We start from the raw sequence: 13,915 nt of genomic DNA, 5'->3' as shown, positions 1-13,915 counted from the left end.
GCCCTTGCCGTGGGCGTGAGCGGCCGCGGACCTCGACCTCCGCTCCGCGGCCGGGAGTCACTCGGTGGCGATGGCGCGCAACACGTCCAGCCGAGCCGCCCGCCGGGCCGGGCGCCAGCCCGCGAGGGCACCTGCCAGGAGACCCACCAGCGCCACGATCACGAGCTGCACGGGCGGGATGGCGAAGGCGAAGGAACTGTCGCTCGCGCCGTCGGACGCCCTGACCAGTACCCAGCCCAGGAAGGCACCGAGGCCGAGGCCGCCGGCCGTGCCGAAGGCGGCGACGAGCACCGACTCCCAGCGCACCATGGCCCGTAGCTGCGAACGGGTCTGGCCGACCGCCCTGAGCAGGCCCAGCTCGCGGGTGCGCTCGTGGATCGCCAGGGTCAGGGTGTTGGCGATGCCCAGCAGGGCGATGAGGACCGCGAGGGCGAGCAGGGCGTAGACGAGGGTGAGCATCATGTCGATGCCGCCGGCCGAGGACTGCGCGTAGTCGGCGCGTGTCTGCACCTCGGGGCTGCCGTAGTGCACGGCGACCTTCTGTACGGCGGCCTTGCCCGCGTCCGTGCTCACGCCGTCCTTGAAGGAGACGGCGACGAGGGTGTCGGAGTCCTGGGTGCGGTGCGGGGCCCAGGCGGCGCGGGTGATGACGTAGTCGCCGGCGAGTTCGGACTGACCGTAGACCGCGCGGACGATGAAGGTCTGCTTCTTGCCGTCGGTGAAGGTGAGTTGGGCCTTCCCGCCGGTGGCCAGGTGCTGTTTGCCGGCCTCCGCCCTGGTGACGGCGATGCCGTCGGTGCCGAGGTCGCGAAGTGTCCCGTTGACCTTGCCGAGGTCGAAGGTGCGCTCCAGGGCCACGGGATCGGTAACGGTCAATGCCCTTCCCTTGCCGTCCACTTGGGCGACTCCCCGGCCCAGTCCTACGGCCGTGTCGACCTCCGGAAGCCGCTGGATCGCTCCGGCGAGGCGCGGGCTCAGGCCGCTGCCGCCCGCGCCGAACGACGGGGTGCTGACGGCGACGTCGCCGGCGAAGGACCGGGACACGGTCTGGTCCATGGTCGCCTTCAGCGAGGCACCGAAGACGGTGAACAGCGAGACGACCGCGACTCCGATCATCAGGGCGCTCGCGGTGGCGGCGGTCCGCCTGGGGCTGCGCAGGGCGTTGCGCCGGGCGAGGCCGCCGGTGACGCCGCGGAGCCTGTCGAGGGGGCCGCCGAGGATGCGGACGACCGTGCTGGAGGCGACCGGGCCGAGGACCACGAAGGACACCAGGGCCAGCACGGCGCCAAGTCCCGCCATCCACAGGGACGGTGACACCAGAACACCGCTGAGCGTGGCGGCGACGGCCAGGGCGGCGAGGCCCGAGCCGGTGACGGCACGCGTACGGGAGGCGCCGGAGGCGTCGACGGCCGTCTCGCGCAGTGCGGCCAGCGGGGCGGTGCGGCCGGCCCGTGCGGCGGGCAGCATCGCGGAGCCGAGGCAGACCAGGATGCCGACCGCGAGCGGCAGCACCATGGACAGGGCGCTGATCACCAAGTTGCCGTCGGGGAAGGGGAATCCGATGGCCGGGAAGAGAGCCTGAAGGCCGGCGGCGATGCCGACGCCACCCGCCAGACCGGCCGCGGAGGCGGTCACGGCGACGACCGCGGCCTCGGCCAGGGTGGTGACGGTGACCTGGCGGCGGGAGGCGCCCAGGGCCCGCAGCAGGGCGTTCTCGCGGGTGCGCTGGGCGACGACGATCGCGAAGGTGTTGTGGATGGAGAACGTCGCGACCAGCAGGGCGATGCCCGAGAACACCAGCAGGAAGGTGGTGAAGACGGTCAGGAACTGGCTGGAGATCATGTCGGTGTTCTCCTGGGCCGCCGCCTGACCGGTGATGGCCTCAACCCCCTTGGGCAGTACGGGAGTCAACCGGCCGACGAGGTCCTTCTCGCTCACACCGGGTCCGGCGCGCACCTTGATGCTCGCCGCCTCACCGGACCTGGCCGTGAGGTACTTCTCGGCGTCGGCGCGGGTCATGCCGGTGAAGGTCACCTGCGCCATGCCGTCCTCGCCGCCGAAGGTCGCGAGGCCGACGACGGTCACCTCGACCGGATCGGGCGTGCGCAGCGTCGTCGTGTCGCCGATCTTCAGGTCTCCCTTCTTCGCGGCGCCGCGGTTGACGACGACCTCGCCGGTCTTCTGCGGGGCGCGGCCCACGGCGAGCTGGTACGGGTTGAGCTCGGGGTCGGTGATCCAGTTGCCGGCGAGGGTGGGCGGGCCCTGTCCGCCGACGGGTTTGCCGTTCTTGCCGACGAGCTGGCCGGCGCCCTCGATGTCGGGCGCGGCGGCCGCCGCGCCCGGCACCTTGTCGAGGGTGTTCACCAGGCCGGTGTTCACGGGGCGGCGTACGCCCTGGCTGTCGCCGGGTGTCGTGATGGCGTCGGCGCCGCGCACCACGGCGTCCGTGCCGCTGGTCGCGCTGCCGAACATCGAGTCGAAGCTGGCGCGCAGCGTGTCGCCCATGACCAGCGTGCCGGCGAGGAAGGCGACGCCCAGGAACACGGCGAGGAAGGTCCCTGCGAAGCGCCGCTTGTGGGCGCGCAGGGAGGACGCGCTCAGACGTACGGCGGCGTTCATGAGGGCACCTCGAAGGCTTTCATGCGGTCCAGGACCTTGTCGGCGGTCGGGGATTCCATACGGTCGACCAGACGTCCGTCGGCGAGGAAGACGACCTCGTCGGCGTGGGCGGCGGCCCCGGGATCGTGCGTGACCATGACCACCGTGCGGGAGGTCTGGCGCACGGCCCGGCCGAGCAGTCCCAGGACTTCCCCGCCGGAGCGGGAGTCGAGGTTGCCGGTCGGCTCGTCTGCGAAGACGACGTCGGGCTGTCCCGCGAACGCCCGTGCCACGGCGACGCGTTGCTGCTGGCCGCCGGAGAGTTCGGTGGGCCGGTGGTGCAGGCGGTCACGCAGGCCGACGACGTCGATCAGCGCGTCGATCCACTCCCGGTCGCCCTTCCCGCCCGCCAGGTCCAGCGGCAGCGTGATGTTCTCCGCGACCGTGAGGGTGGGCACCAGGTTGAAGGACTGGAAGACGAAACCGACGCGGTCGCGGCGCAGGAGGGTGAGGCGGCGGTCGTCGAGGCCGCCCAGATCGGTGTCGCCGACGTAGCAGGCGCCCGAGGTGAGCGTGTCGAGGCCGGCCGCGCAGTGCATCAGGGTGGATTTGCCGGAGCCCGAGGGCCCCATGATCGCGGTGAAGCGGCCGACCGGGAAGTCGACGCTCACCCCGTCCAGGGCCCTCACCTCGGTGTCGCCACGGCCGTAGACCTTCACGGCGTCGACGACCCGGGCGGCCGTGCGGATCGCGGTCGTGGTGGTCACGCCGCACCGCCCTTCGTGCGGCCGAACTGCTCGTCCAGGACGGACAGCCGGCGCCAGTACTCGTCCTCGTCGATCTCGCCGGAGGCGAAGCGGCGTCCGAGCACGGCGATCGGCGAGTCGCCGGTGGGGCGGCCGTCCGCCATGGCGCGCCACGGGCCTCCTCGGCCGCGCCACACGGTGCGGCGCAGCAGCGTCACGGCGCCGACCACGACGGCTGCCCAGATCAGCGGGAAGAAGAGGATCCAGGGGCCGGGGCCGCCGTTCCAGTTCGCAAGTGTCTGCATCTCGAGTCATCTCCCGGATGGCCGTTGGGGTGTGTCTCGAGACTCTCGCCGGAGAGGGCCCCTGGTCGTCGTACGGCCAGCGGCACTGCGCGTACCTCCCCGGGAGTACGCGGGGCTGTTTCCGCTGCTTCCCGATGTCTCGACTTCTGTAACTACTAGTATGTACAGTGGCCGTATGAGCACCTCGGAGACCACATCGGAGCGGTTGATCGAGTCCACCCGTGAGCTGCTGTGGGAGCGCGGTTACGTGGGCACCAGCCCCAAGGCGATCCTGGAGCGCTCGGGCGCGGGGCAGGGCAGCATGTACCACCACTTCAAGGGAAAGCCGGATCTCGCGCTGGCGGCGATCCGGCGGACCGCGGCGGAACTGCGGGCCACCGCCGAGGGAGTACTGCGCGGGCCGGGGACGCCGTACGAGCGCATCGAGGCGTATCTGCGGCGCGAGCGCGACGTGCTGCGCGGCTGCCCGGTCGGGCGGCTGACGATGGATCCGGACGTGATCGCCAGCGACGAACTCCGGGCGCCGGTCGACGAGACGCTCGACGCCATCCGCGAGCTGATCGCCGGGATCGTCGAAGAGGGCAAGGAGCAGGGGCAGTTCGCGCCCTCGCTGGACGGCGAGGAGATCGCCGCGACCGTCCTCGCGACCGTCCAGGGCGGCTACGTCCTCGCCCGCGCCTCCGGCTCCCCCACCGCCTTCGACGCCGCCGTCCGGGGCCTGTTGTCCCTTCTCGCCCCCCGATAGGTCTCACACCCGACAGGAGCACACGCACGTGCACATCACGAGGCACCGTCCCGACACCCAGCAGGGTCCGGCCAGGAACTTCACCGGTTCGGTGTGGCTCGACGAGATCGCCGCGCCCCCGGCACCGTCCCGACTGCGCATGTTCAACGTCCACTTCGCGCCCGGCGCGCACACCGCCTGGCACCGCCATCCGCACGGCCAGGTGCTGCACGTCCTGGAGGGCGAAGGGCTGGTACAGCGCAAGGGCGGTGACGTCGAGGCGATCCGCGCGGGCGACACGGTGTGGATCGAGCCGGACGAGTGGCACTGGCACGGCGCCGGGCCGCGCACCTTCATGACGCATCTCGCGGTCGTCGAGGCCGCCGAGGACGGCACCACCACGGAGTGGGACGCACAGGTCGGCCCCGAGGAGTACCTCGCTGGCTGCTCGCCCGACACCCCCGCCTGAGGAGGCATCGATGCACGCAATGCAGTACGAGCTGACTCTGCCCGCCGACTACGACACGGGCATCGTCCGCGGCCGCGTCGCCCGCATCGGGCATCTGCTCGACGACTGGGAGGGTCTCGGCTTCAAGACCTACCTGCTGCGCGAGCGCGGGGTGAACGGCTCGCCGGTCAACCAGTACGCGCCCTTCTACCTCTGGAACACCATGGAGGGCATGAACGCCTTCCTGTGGGGCGGCGCCTTCCAGAGCCTCAGCGACGACTTCGGACGGCCCGCGGTCCGGCAGTGGAGCGGTCTTGCCTACGAGGAGGGCGGCGCCGCGGGCGCACCGGCGCGGTTCGCGGTACGGCGCCGACAACGGGTCCCGGACGGCGTGCAGTTGGCCGGGGTGATGGCGGAGGCGGTGGCCGAGGTCGCGCGGCTGGCCGGTGAGGACGGGGCCGTGCTGTCGGCCGCCGCCGTGGACACGAGCCGCTGGGAGCTCGTCCACTTCTCGCTCTGGGAGCAGGACACGCCCAAGGCCGACGGCGACGTCTTCGAGGTGCTGCACATGTCGGCGCCGGGGCGCGACCGGCTGCCGCGCGGGAGGCAGTGGTGAGCGGCGTCCGTACGGTGCTGGGCGACATCCGGCCCGAGGAGCTGGGCGTGTGCGACGCGCACGACCATCTCTTCATCAGCAGCCCGCAGTTGCCCGGCCAGGAGCTGAACGACGCCCGCGCCGCGCGGGCCGAGCTGGAGGTTTTCGGCGCGGCGGGCGGGACGGCGGTCGTGCAGTGGACCCCCTACGGGATGGGGCGGCGGGCCGCGGACCTGCCCGCGCTGTCGCGGTCGACGGGTGTCCACGTTGTGTGCGCGACCGGACTGCACCAAGCTGCGCACTACGCACCGGAGTTGCTCAAGGAGGTGCGCGGCACGCTCGCCGAGGTGTTCGTCTCCGAACTCACCGAGGGGATCGGCACGTCGGCTGTCCGCGCGGGGCTCGTCAAGGTCGCGGGCGGCTTCCACGCCCTGGACGCGCACGCCCGCTGGACCATGACCGCCGCTGCCGAGGCCCACCACGCGACCGGCGCGCCGATCGCCGTCCACCTGGAGATGGGTACGGGCGCACTCGACGTACTGGACCTGCTGTGCGGCGAGTTGGGCGTCCCACCGCACCGCGTGATCCTCGGACACCTCAACCGCTCCCCCGACTTCACGGTGCAGCGCCAGGCCGCGGAGGCCGGCTGCTGGCTGGCCTTCGACGGCCCCTCACGCGCACATCACGCCACCGACTGGCGCATGCCCGACGCCGTACGCGCCCTGGCGGAGGCCGGATTCGGCCACCGGCTGCTGCTCGGGGGCGACACCGTCGTCGCCGGCGCGCGGTCGGTCGACGGCGGGCCCGGGATGCCGTACCTGCTGCGGCGGTTGCGGCCGCGGCTTGAGGCCGCAGTGGGCAAGGAGGCGGTGGCCCGCATCCTCACCGCGAATCCCGGCCGGGCCTTCGCCGTGGACTGGCGTTGAGACTGGAGTGGCCCGAGCCGGGTCAGCGGCACAGGGCGTCGATGCCGTCCGAGAAGGCCGGGAACTCGGCCTGGGCTTCGGTGACGATCTCGCGGGCGGCCCGGCGCGGAGTGGTCGCGTGCCGGGCGGCGAGTTCGGTCAGAGCCGGACCCGGGTGCCCCTCGTACTGCTGGAACTCCACGACCTCCAGCGGCCCCACGCCGTCGGCCAGTACCCACAGGAAGCCGGACAGATTCCCCGCCACCACTCCGCGCTCGCCCTCCGAGCCCTGGAACACCGTCCAGTGGCGCGGCCAGTCGGTGGTCTCCTCGGCGGGGTCGAGGGCGCCGTACGGCTCGAAGTCGACGCCCTCGCCGTCGTCGTAGTCGAACTCGACCTTGGCCACGTCGGCCAGGGCGGGCGGAAAACGGCGGTCCTCGCCGGTCGTCTCGATCATGCCCGCAGGCTGGCCGCCGCCACTGACAACGCCGCCTAGGAGACCGAGATGTCCACGGACGGGCGCAGTTTCGCCGCCGCGGCCAGGGCCTCGTGCACGGGGTGGGTGTCGAAGGCCGTCAGCAGGATCCGGTCCGCCGGGTGTTCCGCGGCCGGGTAGGCGATCTGCTCGTACGCCGCCTGGAAGCGGGGGCCCCAGCGGCGGGTGCCGAGGCGGGCCGTGCGTGAGCAGTTGTCGACCATGTAGGCGACGTTGCGCGCGTGCATGTAGGGCAGCAGCGAGTCGACCGCCTCGATGACGGACTCGTTGACGATCTCCGACCAGGGATGGCCGCGCTCGGCGAACTCGTCCACCTGGGCGGTCATGGTGGCGACGAAGACACCGGCGGTGAACGGGTCGACGGGCAGGTCTCGTTCGCCGCGCCGGGCGTGCACCTCGTCGCTCACCGACCACATGGGTGAGCCGCCGATCTCGCTCATCGGACGGTTGCCGAGCCGCTGTTCGGCGAGGATCACGCTGCGCAGTTCCGTGCCGTCGGCGACCTCGTCGTAGATCTCGGCGACGATTTCCCGGGCGGGACCGTACGTCGCCGTGTAGGCGCGGTCGAAGACGTCCCGGCCGACGAGGTCCAACTCCTCGCGTACGGACCGGAGTCCGGTGCGCGAGATGGTCCTGGCGATGGGCCCGGTGATGTTCTCGCAGGCCCTCTCGTAAGCGGTCACGGGATCGTCGCCGGCGAGGCGGGCACGGGTGAACAGGCTCTCGACGATTCCATGCACCGCGCCGAGCAGGATGGCGCGTTCGCCGACGATGTCGGAGAGGTACTCGCTGTCGAGGGTGGTCCGGAAGGTGTACGGCGATCCGAGCGCGACCGACCAGCCGAGCGCGAGGTCGGTGGCGCGGCCGTCGGGGTCGGCGTGAACGGCGTAACTGCTGTTGATCCCGGCGCCGTTGATCTGCTCGCCCTGCTGGTACAGGCGCCGCACGGAGTCGCCCATGCCCTTCGGGCAGACGGCGATCACGCCGTGTCCGGGCGGGAAGTCCCCTCCCCTCTCCCGGAGATGGCCGAGCAGGAAGCCGTGCGAGAGGCCGATCACGGCGCCGGGCTTGAGCGCGGCGAAGACCTCCTGGTGGTGGGCGGCGAGTGCGGCGTCGGCGATCAGCAGGATCAGGAGGTCGCTCTCGGAGGCGACGGCAATCCAGTCGCCGAGCGTGCCGTCCTCTTCGGTGAAGCCGTGGGCCCGGGCGCCGGCGGCCGACGCGGACCCCGGGCGCAGTCCGACGGCAACCCGGATGTCCGTGCCGGCCAGCGAGTCCCGCAGGTTGAGGGCCTGGGCGCGGCCCTGCGGGCCCCAGCCGAGGACACCGATGCGGCGGACACCCTCGAAAGCCTGCGGCAGCAGCGGGAAGAGGTTCCGGCCGCCACGCAGGATCGTCTCGGTGCCGCCGGGCACGTCCATCGTCTCGAGGGAGAAGACGCGCGAGCTGTACGTCGTCGAGGTCATGTTCGAGTTGTATGCTCGCGGAGAGTCTTGCAGCAAGCGCAACCTGTGCAGCGGAGCGTTGCATGGAACGAAAGATAGAGGTCAGGCCATGCGCGACGACCATCGGGAGCTGCGTCTCTTTCTCCATCTGGCGCATACGCTGAACTTCGGGCGGACCAGTCTCGACTGCCATGTCAGCCCGGCGACGCTGACGCGAACGGTGCAGCGGCTGGAGACGGACCTCGGGCACCGGCTGTTCGAGCGCGGGCCGCGCGGGGTGTCGCTGACGGCGGAAGGACACCGCTTCCGCGAATACGCCACCCAGGCAATGGAGTTGTGGCGCTCGTACCGTGACGAGCACCCGGACCCCGCGCAACTCACGGGCCGTCTCGGCCTGTTCGCCACGGTGACCGCCTGCCAGGCACTGCTGCCCGACCTGCTGGCCCCCTTCCGTGCCGCCCACCCCCAGGTACAGCTCGACCTGCGCACCGGTGACGCGGCCGCCGCGCTGGCCCGGTTGGACGAGGGCGAGGTCGACGTGGCCGTGGCCGGGATTCCTGCGCGGCTGCCGGAGGGACTGGTGAGCCGCACGGTGGCGGTCACGGAGCTGGTCCTCGTCACCGCGCGGGACCGCCCGGACCCCGATCTGGCCGGGCCGTTCGTCCTCCCCCACCGCGGGCTGGTCCGGGAGGCCGCCGATCGCTGGTTCCGAGCCCGCGGCACACGGCCGGACGTGGCATGCGAACCGGACGGTCACGAAGGGCTGTTGACGCTTGTCGCACTGGGCTGTGGCACCGGAGTGGTCCCCCGCCTCGTGCTCGATCACAGCGCGGTACGTGACCGGCTCGCGGTGGTCCCCGCCGATCCGTCGCCGGAGCCGTTCCCGATCGGGCTGTGCGTGCGACGGGCCGATCTGCGGCGGCCGTTGGTGGCGGCGCTGTGGAGCCGGTGAGGCGCCGTCGCCGTGAAGGGGTGGTCAGCCGAGCTTGGCGTACTCGACCGCGATCTGCGCGCCGAGGCGGGCGTTGTTCTTGACCAGGGCGATGTTGGTCTGCAGGCTCTCGCCCCCGGTGAGTTCCACGATCCGGCCGAGGAGGTACGGCGTGGTGTCCTTGCCGGTGATGCCGGCCTTGTCCATCTCGGCCAAGGCCTGCGCGATGACGCCGTCCATGCGCTCGGCAGGGACCTCCTCGTCCTCGGGTACGGGGTTGGCGATGCTGACCCCTCCGGGGATGCCGAGGTCCCAGCGGGCGTGCATCACGGCGGCGATCTCGGCGGGCGAGTCCACGCGCATGGGCGAGGTGAAGCCGCTGCGGCGCGAGTAGAAGGCCGGGAACTCCTCCGTGCCGTAGGTGAGGACCGGGACGCCGAGGGTCTCCAGGGTCTCCAGGGTGAGGCCGATGTCGAGGATGCTCTTGACGCCCGCACTGATCACCGCGACGCCGGTGGTGGCCAGTTCGGTCAGGTCGGCGCTGATGTCGAACGTCGTCGGCGCGCCCCGGTGCACGCCGCCGATGCCACCGGTGACGAACGTGCGGACGCCGGCGAGGGCGGCCAGCCGCATGGTCGCCGCGACGGTCGTCGCGCCGTGGGCGCCGCGCGCGATCACGTACGCGAGATCGCGGACGCTGGCCTTGGTGACGTCCGGCGCGGTCGCGAGAAGCTCCAGGTCCTCGGGGGTCAGCCCGATGCGGGGGCGGCCGTGCAGGACGGCGATCGTCGCGGGGACGGCGCCGCCGTCGCGGATGATCTGCTCGACCTCCACGGCCATCTCCACGTTCTGCGGATACGGCATGCCGTGGCTGATGATCGTCGACTCCAGCGCCACGACGGGCCGCCCGTCGCGCAGCGCCTCGCGGACCTCGTCGGTCAGCGCCAGGCGCGGGTGCGGGACAGGGGTCGCGGGGGTCGGGGCGGGGGCGGGCGTGATCATCTCGGGCTCCGGATCGGGTTGTTCGGGCCAATTGGGCAGGCGATCGGTCGTTCAGGCATGCGTCGGGGCCGTGCTGCCGTCGAGTAGGTCCTCGATCAGGCGCGGCGTCAGGTCCGGTCTGACGGTCGCCGCGCTAGCGACCGTCAGAGCCGCGGCGGCGTGCCCGAAGCGGGCGGCGTCCACCGGATCGCCGCCGGCCAGCAGGGCGTGGACGAACGCGGCGAGCATCGCGTCGCCGGCTCCGGTGACGTCGGCGACTTCGGCGGGCGGAGCGGCCAGGAAGCGGGCGTCCTCGCCCACGGAACTCAGCACGCTGCCGCGAGCACCGAGCCGGACCCACACGTGCCGCACCCCGCGGGCGTGCAGGGCGTCGGCCGCCGCCGCGACTTCGGCCTCGCTGTCGCCGACGAAATCGCCGAGCAGGGAGCGGAGTTCGTCGAGATTGGGCGTCAGCGCGAAGACCGGGCGCCGGGTGGTGAGCAGCGGCGCGAGGAAGGCCGCCTTGGGGGCGCTCACCGGGTCGATCACCACCGGTACCTCGGCGGGGTGCGCGACGTCCATCGCATGGGCCAGCACGGCGGCCGGCAGGTTGCCGTCCAGGACCAACATGTCGGCGTGGGCGATGAGTTCGCGGGCCGGGTGCAGGTCCTCCGGGGCCAGCGCTTCGGTGGCGGCCATGTCGGCGACCGCCACGACCAGGTCTCCGTCGGCGTCCAGGACGGCCGTGTACGTCCCCGTCGGATGCGCGCTGCGGTGCACGTGGTCGAGGCGCACGCCCGCCGCCGCGGTCTCCGCGAGCAGCCGCTCGCCCGCGGCGTCCCGGCCGACGGCGGCGACGAGGTGCGTCGGGGTGCCGAGCCGCGCCAGGTTCTCCGCGATGTTGCGCCCGACGCCGCCCGCCGTGGTGCCGGCCCGGCCCGGGTTGCTCGTCCGCTGCCGTACGGGCGCGAGGCTGCGCACCTTGACGTCGGTGTTGGCACCGCCGACGACCACGACGGCGTTCTCCTCGCGGAGGATGTAGCCGCGGCCGAGGATGGCGCCCTTCTTGCCCAGGTTGGACAGGTGCACGTTCACCGCGGCCCGGGTGCTGCCGAGGGCGTCCGCGATCGCCTGCGGGCCCGCCAGCGGGTCGCGGCGCAGCAAGGCGATGATCTCGCGCTCCCGCTGGGTCAGCATCATGCTGACCAAACTAAAGGACCTTTATCGGAGTAAGCAAGAGGTGGGCTCGGAGGGTTCAGGGCCGTGACGCCCGCCGTCAGCCCACACCCCTGCCGGCGTCCAGCCGCCCCACCCGCTCCACGTTCTCCCGGTCCTCGGCGTCCTCGCTCGCCGAAGCGGCGAACCACGCGTCGAGGATCTCCTTCAGCAGTGGCTCGGACGTCAGGCGCAGGCTCAGCGCCAGCGCGTTGGCGTCGTTCCAGCGGCGGGCGCCGTCCGCCGTGTAGGCGTCCGTGCAGAGGGCGGCGCGTACGCCAGGCACCTTGTTCGCCGCGATGGACGCACCCGTACCGGTCCAGCAGCACACGACCGCCTGGTCCGCGGCGCCCTCGGCGACCTCGCGGGCCGCCGCCTCCGAGCACGCGGCCCACTGGGGGTCGTCGCCGGGGCTCAGCGCGCCGTGGGGCACGACCTGGTGGCCGCGCCTTCGCAGCTCCGCGACGAGCAGATGCGCCACGGGTTCGTCCATGTCCGAGGAGACGGAGATCCGCATGTCTCGGAGACTAACCCCGTGCGACGCCCGCTCCCAGTGCGCGGCAGGCCGTTACGTCAGCGCCCTCAGCGGATCGTCCAGCACCGGCTGCCACGCCAACTCGGCCGCGCCCACCAGGCTGTTGTGGTCGAGGGTGCAGGGCAGGATGGGGACGCCGCCGCTCTGCCCCCACAGGCTGCGGTCGGCGACGACGGCGCGCAGGCGCTCGGGGTCGGCGTCCAGGAGCGTGCGGTGGAGGCCGCCGAGGATGATGCGGTCGGGATTGAGGATGTTGACCAGGCCCGCGAGACCGAGGCCGAGGCGGTCGATGAGGGCCTCGGTCGCGGTACGGATGGCCGGATCGCCGTAGTGGTTGCGGATCAGGTCGATGGCCTGCTGCAGGAGCGAGACCTCGGGGCCGGGGTCGCGGCCGGCCGCCGTGAGGAAGGCCAGCGGGTCGGCCTCGACGTCGAGGCAGCCGCGGCTGCCGCAGTGGCAGGGCCGGCCCTCGGGGTTGACGGTGAGGTGGCCGACCTCAAGGGCCAGGCCCGAACTGCCCGTGTGCAGGCGGCCGTCCAGCACGAGCGCGCCACCCACGCCCCGGTGTCCGGTGGCCACGCACAACAGGTCCCGGGCGCCGCGGCCGGCCCCGTGCCGGTGTTCGGCGAGGGCGGCGAGGTTGACGTCGTTGCCCGCGAAGGCGGGTCCGTCGATCCCGGCCGTGCGCACGCACTCCGCGAAGAGCCGGCGGACCGGCGCGCCCACCGGCCACGCCAGGTGCAGGGGGTTGAGGGCCAGGCCCTCGGGCTCGGCGACCGCGGACGGCACGGCGAGTCCGGCGCCCACACAGCGCCGTCCGGTCGAGTGCAGCAGCTCCGCGCCCGCCTCCACGACCGAGACGAGAACCTTCGCCGGGTCGGCGTCGACGGTCTCGCAGCCCGGCGCGGTGGCGACGATCCGGCCGCCGAGGCCGACCAGCGCGGCACGGAAGCCGTCGGCGTGCACCTGGGCCGCCAGCACGACCGGCCCGTCCTCGGCGACCGCGAGCCGGTGCGAGGGCCGGCCCTGCGAACCGGCCGCCGCGCCGGGCCGGGCGTCCACCTGGATCAGCCCGAGCGCCTCCAGTTCGGCGGCGACCGCACCGGCGGTCGCCCGGGTCACCCCGAGTTCCGCGGTGAGCACGGCACGGGTGGGCGCGCGTCCGGTGTGCACCAGCTCCAAAGCGGGCCCGAGCGCACCGCGCCCCCGGTCCAGCCGCGCCCTCGAGGTGGTCCCTTCCCCCGCCGCCCGGGGGTCCGCCTTGCCGCTCATGAGGGCGAGTCTCCCATGATCCGCAGGCGCACCGGCTACAGGCCGCTGACTCTGAGCGTGATGTTCAGACGTCCTGTCAGCCCCAACTCGGGCGGGGCGGTGCCCGGCTGCACCTTGGGCACGCCATGGTGCGCGAGCCGCGACGGTCCGCCGAACACGAACAGGTCGCCGCTGCGCAGCTCCACGTCGGTGTACGGCCGGGTACGCGTCTCGGGGTTGCCGAAGCGGAAGACGCAGGTGTCGCCGAGGCTGAGGGACACCACCGGGGCGTCCGACTTCTCGTCGCTGTCACGGTGCATGCCCATGCGGGCGCCGGCGTCGTAGAAGTTGATCAGCGCGATGTCGTACGCCGGTGTCTCCCCGGGCTCGCCCAGCGCGTCCCGCACCGCGTGGCGGCCCAGCTCGCCCAGCCATCCGGGAAACGGCTTCACGGGGGCGCCGTCGCCGTCGGCGACCGTGCGGGCGTAGGCGTACGGGTACCAGTGCCAGCCCAGGCAGACCTGCCGGGCGGTCATCGTGCCGCCGCCGGGGGTGCGGACCGTGCGCAGGCCGGCCGGTGGGCGGGCCCACGACCGGCAGGCCCGGAGCAGGTCACGCTGCCCAGCCGCGTCCAGCCAGCCGGGAACGTGCACCGCGCCCGGCGCGACCTCCGTACGCTCGCGGGGAAACAGCTCGGCGTCCATGTCTGCCATCCTCCCCCACCAGCCGTGAGCTGCGGC

15 protein-coding genes are annotated in these 13,915 nt (G+C 72.7%); 5 read left to right on the top strand and 10 right to left on the bottom strand.

What is annotated here, in order from left to right; all coding sequences use genetic code 11:
* Nucleotides 1-57 precede the first annotated feature (57 nt).
* Genes ACIBN2_RS03190 through ACIBN2_RS03180 form a run of 3 tightly spaced genes read right to left on the bottom strand, consistent with a single transcriptional unit; the run spans nt 58 to nt 3,649 of the window.
* Nucleotides 58-2,619, bottom strand: coding sequence for an ABC transporter permease (locus ACIBN2_RS03190; RefSeq protein ID WP_399132371.1), 2,562 nt, complete (start codon nt 2,617-2,619; stop codon nt 58-60).
* A complete protein-coding gene (locus ACIBN2_RS03185; protein ID WP_399132370.1) occupies nt 2,616-3,365 on the bottom strand; it encodes an ABC transporter ATP-binding protein in 750 nt (249 codons plus the stop codon). The genes ACIBN2_RS03190 and ACIBN2_RS03185 overlap by 4 nt, the downstream gene beginning before the upstream one ends.
* Nucleotides 3,362-3,649 (bottom strand): SHOCT domain-containing protein, encoded by a 288-nt coding sequence (locus tag ACIBN2_RS03180; RefSeq protein WP_399132369.1) that lies wholly within the window; start codon nt 3,647-3,649, stop codon nt 3,362-3,364. The genes ACIBN2_RS03185 and ACIBN2_RS03180 overlap by 4 nt, the downstream gene beginning before the upstream one ends.
* Nucleotides 3,650-3,809: 160 nt before the next feature.
* On the opposite strand from ACIBN2_RS03180, the gene ACIBN2_RS03175 reads away from it, so the two are divergent.
* The 4 genes from ACIBN2_RS03175 to ACIBN2_RS03160 are packed head-to-tail and all read left to right on the top strand — an operon-like array spanning nt 3,810 to nt 6,342.
* Entirely contained in the window at nt 3,810-4,394 is a 585-nt protein-coding gene (locus ACIBN2_RS03175; protein ID WP_399132368.1) for a TetR/AcrR family transcriptional regulator, read from the top strand.
* A 28-nt stretch (nt 4,395-4,422) separates the two neighbouring features.
* On the top strand, nt 4,423-4,842 hold the full coding sequence (locus ACIBN2_RS03170; RefSeq protein WP_399132367.1) for a cupin domain-containing protein: 420 nt from the start codon (nt 4,423-4,425) through the stop codon (nt 4,840-4,842).
* A gap of 10 nt (nt 4,843-4,852) precedes the next feature.
* On the top strand, nt 4,853-5,437 hold the full coding sequence (locus tag ACIBN2_RS03165; RefSeq protein ID WP_399132366.1) for a DUF4865 family protein: 585 nt from the start codon (nt 4,853-4,855) through the stop codon (nt 5,435-5,437).
* The gene (locus ACIBN2_RS03160; RefSeq protein WP_399132365.1) at nt 5,434-6,342 is read left to right on the top strand and encodes a phosphotriesterase; all 909 of its coding nucleotides are present in this window, start codon (nt 5,434-5,436) and stop codon (nt 6,340-6,342) included. The genes ACIBN2_RS03165 and ACIBN2_RS03160 overlap by 4 nt, the downstream gene beginning before the upstream one ends.
* A 22-nt stretch (nt 6,343-6,364) precedes the next feature.
* Here ACIBN2_RS03160 and ACIBN2_RS03155 read toward each other — a convergent pair whose 3' ends face one another.
* On the bottom strand, nt 6,365-6,778 hold the full coding sequence (locus tag ACIBN2_RS03155) for an SMI1/KNR4 family protein (protein ID WP_399132364.1): 414 nt from the start codon (nt 6,776-6,778) through the stop codon (nt 6,365-6,367).
* A 35-nt stretch (nt 6,779-6,813) separates the two neighbouring features.
* Nucleotides 6,814-8,283 (bottom strand): ketol-acid reductoisomerase, encoded by a 1,470-nt coding sequence (locus ACIBN2_RS03150; protein ID WP_399132363.1) that lies wholly within the window; start codon nt 8,281-8,283, stop codon nt 6,814-6,816.
* Nucleotides 8,284-8,371: 88 nt separating this feature from the next.
* Between ACIBN2_RS03150 and ilvY the strand changes: the two genes are divergently transcribed.
* Entirely contained in the window at nt 8,372-9,214 is an 843-nt protein-coding gene (ilvY, locus tag ACIBN2_RS03145; protein WP_399132362.1) for an HTH-type transcriptional activator IlvY, read from the top strand.
* A gap of 24 nt (nt 9,215-9,238) precedes the next feature.
* On the opposite strand, the gene ACIBN2_RS03140 is transcribed toward ilvY, so the two are convergent.
* The 5 genes from ACIBN2_RS03140 to ACIBN2_RS03120 all read right to left on the bottom strand — a co-directional run bounded on the left by ACIBN2_RS03140 (nt 9,239) and on the right by ACIBN2_RS03120 (nt 13,879).
* Nucleotides 9,239-10,195: a pseudouridine-5'-phosphate glycosidase gene (locus tag ACIBN2_RS03140; RefSeq protein WP_399132361.1), complete on the bottom strand. Its 957-nt coding sequence runs from the start codon at nt 10,193-10,195 to the stop codon at nt 9,239-9,241.
* A gap of 51 nt (nt 10,196-10,246) precedes the next feature.
* Nucleotides 10,247-11,374 (bottom strand): PfkB family carbohydrate kinase, encoded by a 1,128-nt coding sequence (locus ACIBN2_RS03135; RefSeq protein ID WP_399132360.1) that lies wholly within the window; start codon nt 11,372-11,374, stop codon nt 10,247-10,249.
* A gap of 76 nt (nt 11,375-11,450) precedes the next feature.
* Nucleotides 11,451-11,906, bottom strand: a complete 456-nt coding sequence (locus ACIBN2_RS03130) for an RpiB/LacA/LacB family sugar-phosphate isomerase (RefSeq protein WP_399132359.1) — start codon at nt 11,904-11,906, stop codon at nt 11,451-11,453.
* A gap of 51 nt (nt 11,907-11,957) precedes the next feature.
* The gene (locus ACIBN2_RS03125; RefSeq protein WP_399132358.1) at nt 11,958-13,196 is read right to left on the bottom strand and encodes an ROK family protein; all 1,239 of its coding nucleotides are present in this window, start codon (nt 13,194-13,196) and stop codon (nt 11,958-11,960) included.
* A 35-nt stretch (nt 13,197-13,231) separates the two neighbouring features.
* Nucleotides 13,232-13,879 (bottom strand): alpha-ketoglutarate-dependent dioxygenase AlkB family protein, encoded by a 648-nt coding sequence (locus tag ACIBN2_RS03120; RefSeq protein WP_399132357.1) that lies wholly within the window; start codon nt 13,877-13,879, stop codon nt 13,232-13,234.
* Nucleotides 13,880-13,915 lie beyond the last annotated feature (36 nt).

Origin of the sequence: Streptomyces sp. NPDC050534, assembly GCF_044457745.1 — a bacterium.
GTDB lineage: Bacteria > Actinomycetota > Actinomycetes > Streptomycetales > Streptomycetaceae > Streptomyces.
This window is presented reverse-complemented; position numbering and strand designations above follow the sequence as displayed.

Bases quoted from the DNA above. Each gene is read 5' to 3' on its own strand.
- ACIBN2_RS03190 (WP_399132371.1), bottom strand. From the start codon at position 2,619: ATGAACGCCGCCGTACGTCTGAGCGCGTCCTCCCTGCGCGCCCACAAG.
- ACIBN2_RS03180 (WP_399132369.1), bottom strand. From the start codon at position 3,649: ATGCAGACACTTGCGAACTGGAACGGCGGCCCCGGCCCCTGGATCCTC.
- ACIBN2_RS03175 (WP_399132368.1), top strand. From the start codon at position 3,810: ATGTACAGTGGCCGTATGAGCACCTCGGAGACCACATCGGAGCGGTTG.
- ACIBN2_RS03165 (WP_399132366.1), top strand. From the start codon at position 4,853: ATGCACGCAATGCAGTACGAGCTGACTCTGCCCGCCGACTACGACACG.
- ACIBN2_RS03155 (WP_399132364.1), bottom strand. From the start codon at position 6,778: ATGATCGAGACGACCGGCGAGGACCGCCGTTTTCCGCCCGCCCTGGCC.
- ACIBN2_RS03150 (WP_399132363.1), bottom strand. From the start codon at position 8,283: ATGACCTCGACGACGTACAGCTCGCGCGTCTTCTCCCTCGAGACGATG.
- ilvY (WP_399132362.1), top strand. From the start codon at position 8,372: ATGCGCGACGACCATCGGGAGCTGCGTCTCTTTCTCCATCTGGCGCAT.
- ACIBN2_RS03140 (WP_399132361.1), bottom strand. From the start codon at position 10,195: ATGATCACGCCCGCCCCCGCCCCGACCCCCGCGACCCCTGTCCCGCAC.
- ACIBN2_RS03135 (WP_399132360.1), bottom strand. From the start codon at position 11,374: ATGATGCTGACCCAGCGGGAGCGCGAGATCATCGCCTTGCTGCGCCGC.
- ACIBN2_RS03130 (WP_399132359.1), bottom strand. From the start codon at position 11,906: ATGCGGATCTCCGTCTCCTCGGACATGGACGAACCCGTGGCGCATCTG.
- ACIBN2_RS03125 (WP_399132358.1), bottom strand. From the start codon at position 13,196: ATGAGCGGCAAGGCGGACCCCCGGGCGGCGGGGGAAGGGACCACCTCG.
- ACIBN2_RS03120 (WP_399132357.1), bottom strand. From the start codon at position 13,879: ATGGACGCCGAGCTGTTTCCCCGCGAGCGTACGGAGGTCGCGCCGGGC.